The sequence below is a fragment of the Streptomyces milbemycinicus genome, from assembly GCF_002154605.1.
GTDB classification, from domain to species: Bacteria; Actinomycetota; Actinomycetes; order Streptomycetales; family Streptomycetaceae; genus Streptomyces; species Streptomyces milbemycinicus.
The window spans coordinates 1-5,063 of record NZ_MUNE01000879.1; the positions used below are offsets into that span (position 1 = coordinate 1).

6 protein-coding genes are annotated in these 5,063 nt (G+C 71.5%); 3 read left to right on the forward strand and 3 right to left on the reverse strand.

Features of this window, described 5'->3' with window-relative positions; genetic code table 11:
- A partial coding sequence (locus CCN51_RS48140) for an NsdA family TPR-like regulatory protein (protein WP_483883476.1) occupies positions 1-673 on the forward strand: 673 nt, incomplete at its 5' end.
- Between the two features lie 58 nt (positions 674-731).
- Positions 732-1,262 carry an NUDIX hydrolase gene (locus CCN51_RS48145; protein ID WP_014175134.1) on the forward strand — a complete coding sequence of 177 codons (531 nt, stop codon included), beginning with the start codon at positions 732-734 and terminating at the stop codon, positions 1,260-1,262.
- A gap of 93 nt (positions 1,263-1,355) precedes the next feature.
- Here CCN51_RS48145 and CCN51_RS48150 read toward each other — a convergent pair whose 3' ends face one another.
- The 3 genes from CCN51_RS48150 to CCN51_RS48160 all read right to left on the reverse strand — a co-directional run bounded on the left by CCN51_RS48150 (position 1,356) and on the right by CCN51_RS48160 (position 4,388).
- Positions 1,356-1,613, reverse strand: coding sequence for a hypothetical protein (locus CCN51_RS48150; RefSeq protein WP_014175133.1), 258 nt, complete (start codon positions 1,611-1,613; stop codon positions 1,356-1,358).
- Between the two features lie 208 nt (positions 1,614-1,821).
- A complete protein-coding gene (locus CCN51_RS48155; protein ID WP_014175132.1) occupies positions 1,822-3,789 on the reverse strand; it encodes a SulP family inorganic anion transporter in 1,968 nt (655 codons plus the stop codon).
- Complete coding sequence (locus tag CCN51_RS48160; protein ID WP_014175131.1) at positions 3,783-4,388, reverse strand: carbonic anhydrase; 606 nt, start codon at positions 4,386-4,388, stop codon at positions 3,783-3,785. The genes CCN51_RS48155 and CCN51_RS48160 overlap by 7 nt, the downstream gene beginning before the upstream one ends.
- 219 nt (positions 4,389-4,607) lie before the next feature.
- Here CCN51_RS48160 and CCN51_RS48165 point away from each other — a divergent pair.
- On the forward strand, positions 4,608-5,063 hold a 456-nt coding region (locus tag CCN51_RS48165), incomplete at its 3' end, for a response regulator transcription factor (protein ID WP_245881835.1).

Consider the following 5,063-nt stretch of genomic DNA (forward strand, 5'->3'; position numbering starts at 1 on the left):
CGCCCACGGCCTGGCCCAGCGCTACTTCCACCAGGCGCTGCGGCTGGCCAAGGCCAGCGGGGCCCGCGGGCTCGGCGCGTATGTCATCGCCCTGCTGGTCAACCAGTCCCTGTTCATGAAGGAGTACCGGCAGGCGGTCGCATTCGCCGAATCGGCGCTGCGCGCGTCCGGTTCGCACATCACCCCCGCGCTCGCCTCCGACCTGTACGCCATGCAGGCCAAGGCGTACGCCCGGCTGGGCGACGGGGCCGGGGCGCTGGCCTGCATCCGGCGTGCCGAGACCGCCGCCGACCGGATCCGCCCGGGCCAGGAGCCCGACGAGACCGGCTACGTCCAGCCTGGCCTGGTCAATGTCCAGGTCGCCGAGGCGCTGCTCAGCCTGGGCGACCTCGGCGGCGCCCGGGAGAACGCCGCCGCCGCGGTCGGCACCCCCGCGCACGACCGCGGCCGGGTGCACCGGCTCGCGATGCTCACCCATATCGCGCTCAGACAGGGCGACGCGGACCGGGCGGTGGCCACGGCGGTGGAAATGACCGAGCGGGCCCGCGGTATGGAGTCCAGGCGGTTACGCGACCGGCTCCGCGCCGTGCGGGAACACCTCGCCGAGAGCGGGAGCGCGGCGACTGCCGAGGCCGCCGAACTCATCGACGGGGCGCTGCGCGTGCCTCTCTGAGTCCGGTCCGCGCCCTCGTCGACAGCCTTGCCAACTGTGCGGCGGAAGGTGGCTGACAGTGCGATGGAAGAACCTCAGGGAGCGGACCGTGTACGAGAACCGGTGGTTCTCGGTGAACCTCGCCGACGTCAGACTCCCCGACGGCCGTCATCTGGACCACTATCTGATCCGGCTGCGCCCCGTGGCCGTGGCCACCGTCGTCAACGCGGCCAATGAGGTACTTCTGCTGTGGCGGCACCGCTTCATCACCGACGCCTGGGGCTGGGAGCTGGCGGCCGGCGTCGTCGAGGACGGCGAGGACATCGAGGTCGCCGCGGCCCGCGAGATGGAGGAGGAGACCGGGTGGCGCCCCGGCCCGCTGCGCCATCTGCTCTCCGTCGAGCCGTCCAACGGGCTCACCGACGCCCGGCACCACATCTACTGGGCGGAGGAAGCCGCGTACGTCGGGCCGCCGGAGGACGACTTCGAATCCGACCGGCGCGCCTGGGTGCCGCTCAAGTCCGTCCCGGACATGGTGGCGCGCGGCGAGGTGCCCGCCGCGAACATGGCGGCCGCGCTGCTGCTGCTCCACCACATCCGCCTCGGCTGACACATGCGCCTGGGCTGATCACATCCGCCTCGGCCGACCGCCGGCGTCGCCCCCGCCGGCGGCCTGCCGACCGCGTGCCCCCCCGGCCGGGCGTCAGCGGCCGGCGGCCTGCCACAGCGCCAGCGCCAGCGCGCATACGCCGGTCAGCGCGGCGATGGACCTCAACGGCCAGCGCGCGTGCTCCAAATGGCGTACGCGTACGGCCAGTTGCTCCACATCCTCCTCGGACTGTTCCCCGCGGTGGTCGAGCAGGGCGAGTTGTCCGTCGACACGGGCCAGGCTGACATCGACCCTGCGGCGGATTTCCGCGAGCTCCACGGCTAACGCGGCGTGCTCGGGCTCGGTGGTCACGGACTGTTCCCCTTCCGGAATGTGCTTTCGTGCACTTTCGACAGTCCGAGTCAACCGTGTCGCAGGGTGGTGCGGGAGAGTGTGCGCAGGACGGACGCGGGTCACCGGCGCACACCCCGTGTGAAAACCCTGTGACCGAGTTGTGGGGGCGGTCACATCCGGAGCCGAGATCGATCACGCTGCGTGAGATCGTGCGGTTGATTTGACCTCAATACCGCATGCCCCGGGCAAATGCCGCGCCGGGTGCCCGGACCTCCTCCACCGGGCGGGTGTCCAGATAGAACCACTCCGCCGTCGGACCCGGGACAGGAGCCGGGGTCGGAACCGGGGACGGAGCCGGTCCCGGCCCGGCGGCCGGGGCGGGTTCCGCGGCCCGGAGCGCCTTGTCGTCGGGCATCAGCAGCTCCACCGCCACGGCGTCCGACGCGCGTTGCTGGGCGGCGAATTCCTCGATCTGGCTGCGGCAGGCGTGATCCAGGTGGGTCACCCCTGTCAGGTCCAGACGGATCCGCGGTTTGCCGGAGGCGGCGATGGCCTCCAGCGCCTCGATCACCTGGGGAAGGCGCAGGAAGGTGGCGTTGCCGGCCATGGTGAGATGGGCCGTATCGCCCTCGGTGTGCTCCTTGACGTGGGTGCGCGACATGCGCAGCGCCGCCAGCACCACCCCGGCGGCGAGACCGATCAGCACGCCTTCGAGCAGCGCGGTGGCGACGATGGCGACCGTGGTCAGGGTCATGACGAAGAATTCGCCGCGGTCCTGACGCCACATCTTCGGAAACTCCTGCGGGGCGAGCAGCTTCCAGCCGCTGTGGACCAGGACGCCCGCGAGGACCGAGATCGGGACGAGGGCGAGCACGTTCGGCAGCAGCAGCGCGAAGCCCAGCAGCCACAGGCCGTGCAGCGTACGGGAGAGCCGGGTCTTGGCGCCCGCCTGGACGTTCGCCGAGCTGCGGGCCACGACCGCGGTCACCGGGAGCGCGCCGAGGACCCCGCACACCGTGTTCCCGACGCCCTGGGCGACCAGTTCGGAGTTGTAGCGGGTGCGCGCGCCGTCGTGCATGCGGTCGACCGCGGCGGCGGTGAACAGGCTCTCCGCCGACGCGATGACGGTGAAGGTGAGCACGGCGCCCAGGACCGCCGCGTCCGCCAGCCCCGCGAACTCCGCGGCCCCCGGCACCTGCACGGAGGCGAACAGATTGCCCACCTCCAGCGTCTTCACCTCGACGCCGGGCAGCGCGGCGACGGCGATGCCGATGCCCACCGCGACCAGCGCGGCGGGGACCTTGCCGACCGGCCCCGGCACCTTCTTCCACAGGAAGCTGAGGACGACCGTGGCGATGCCGAGCCCGGCCGCGATCATCGTCTGCGGGTCGCGCAGGGTGTCGGCGACCAGCCCGGGGAACCCCGCGATGTTCTCCAGGGGCGAGCCCGGGGCCCGGGCGTCGGCCAGCGGATACGACTGGCTGAACATCAGCGGCAGGCCTATCCCCGCGAGCATGCCCTGGACCACGGCGACCGAGATCGCCTGGAACAGCCGGCCGAGGCGGATCAGCCCCAGCACGATCTGGAGCACCCCGGAGGCCAGCACGATCACCCCGAGCATGGCGAGGCCGTGCTCCGTCACCGTCTCCAGGACCAGCGCGGTCAGGCCCGCCGCGGGCCCGCTCACCTGCAGGGCGCTGCCCCGGGCCACGCCCACCACGAGACCGCCGACGACGCCCGAGATGATGCCCAGCTCGGGCGGTGTGCCGGAGGCGACGGCGACGCCGATGCACAGGGGCAGGGCGACGAGGAAGACGACGAACGAGGCGGTGATCTCGGTGCCCAGGTCGAAACCGCTGGTGGCGCCACCGGAGCCGGCACCGCCCGCGCGGGGCTTGCTGCTGCGGGCGGCCCGGGCACCGCGCCCTGTGGGGCCGCGGCCGGTCGGAGCGGCGGGTGGCGTGGCGGGTGGCGTGGGCGGCGGCGGTGGCGCGGCTCCGTATGCCGCGTCGGCCGGCCCGTATGGCGGGGCGGCAGGCTCATATGGCGCGTCGGCGGCCCCGTATGGCGGGGCGGCGGGCTCGTACGGTGCGTCAGCACCCCCGTACGACGGGGCGCCGCTCCCGTACGTGACCGGCGGCCCCGCCGCATGGCGGCCCCGCGCGTGCCGGGGTGAGCCGTGGCCGGTCAGCACGGATGCTCCCGGAAGCGGCCGTCCTGGTCGAGCTCCCACAGCTCGCCCGTGTCGACCTGGTAGTACCAGCCGTGCAGCCGCAGCCGACCCTCCTCCAGCCGTCGGCGGGCCGCGGGATAATCCGTCAGCGCCGAGAGCTGGTTGCGCACATTGAGCTGTGCCAGGCCCCTCAGGGACGGGTCCTCGCAGCCACCGGTGATCTCCGGGGCCAGCCCCGGCCGGGCGAGCTCCAGCCAGGCGCTCACTCCGGGCAGCGTCGACAGGTCCGCGCCGGACTCCAGCGCACCCATGGCGCCGCAGTGGGAATGGCCGCAGACGACAATGTCCCGCACCCCGAGCACTTCCAAGGCGTATTCGATGGTGGCGGCCTCACCGGAGACCAGATGCATTCCGTGCGGTGGAACTATGTTGCCCGCGTTGCGCAGCTCGAAAATCTCCCCGGGGCGGGCACCGGTGATGAGAGCCGGTATGACCCGGGAGTCCGAACAGGTAATGAACAGCGCTTCGGGGAATTGTCCTTCGGCCAGTTTCCGGTACTCGTCGCTCGCGAAATCGGCTCGGTACCGAAAAGCGCGGGCGTGCTCGACCAAGGATTTCATCGTGCCTCCTGACAGCTGGCTGGACCAGGTGTCATGCACCGTAAGCAGGTCTGGGCCAGCGGAAGGTTAAGCGACGGCCAGCGCCCGACCAGAACTCGTCCAAGTCCGGTTTTTGCTCGCAACATCACAAAACTCGGGACCGGCCAATGACCCTCTTGTAACGTGTCGGCTCCGACCGGGGGATTCATGTTGTCCGTATTCACGGAAGAGACAGGACCCATGACCGTACGAGCGCTGCTCATCGAGGACGACGAGACGATCGCCGAACCACTTGCCGAGGGGCTGGCGCGCTATGGACTGACGATCCATCATGTGACGACCGGCGCGGCCGGGCTGGCAGGGCCGTATGACGATATCGTCCTGCTCGACCTGGGGCTGCCGGACATGGACGGCATCGACGTCTGCCGCGGTATCCGGCAGATCTCCGACGTACCGATCATCATGCTCACCGCGCGCGGCGAGGAGGCCGACCGGGTGCTGGGCCTGGAGCTCGGCGCGGACGACTATCTGGCGAAGCCGTTCTCCATCCGGGAGCTCATCGCCCGGATCCGCGCGGTCACCCGCCGCACCGGGCGGGCAGAGCCGCCGGCCGACCGCCCCGCCCCTTTCGCGGTCCCTTCCGCTGTCCTTTCCTCCGCCCCTGAGCCGGCCTTCGCCGGCTCAGGGGCGGAGGAA